Source organism: Enterobacter cloacae complex sp.6700776 (assembly GCF_048284255.1).
In the GTDB taxonomy this organism is placed as follows: Bacteria; Pseudomonadota; Gammaproteobacteria; order Enterobacterales; family Enterobacteriaceae; genus Enterobacter; species Enterobacter intestinihominis.
The window spans coordinates 1-276 of sequence record NZ_JBLVYK010000265.1; the positions used below are offsets into that span (position 1 = coordinate 1).

General features: G+C 45.7%; 1 pseudogene. It reads right to left on the minus strand.

Annotation, left to right across the window (positions count from 1 at the left end):
• Positions 1–97 (minus strand): annotated as a pseudogene (locus ACNQ0T_RS24185) (hypothetical protein); the annotation flags it as partial.
• Positions 98–276 lie beyond the last annotated feature (179 nt).

Below are 276 nucleotides of genomic sequence, written 5' to 3' on the forward strand. Positions count from 1 at the left end.
CCGGCATGGAAAATGCCCGGCTGAGCGTCAGAAAATCATTTTGAAAGGTGTACCCCAGCGTGGCGTCCGTGGGTACCGCAGGATCTTTTGCTGGCATATCTCTGTCCGTTCGAAATTTATTATTAAACCAGAGGACGTATACAGCTCATCCTTAAAAGCAGGTGTACATGCTAAAACTGATGACCTTTAATTTCAATGTTAGGTTTACTCTGTCGGTTTCGCTAGTAAACTTATTCAGTGTCAATCAGGGCGCACGAGGGATGCCGTGGATAATGT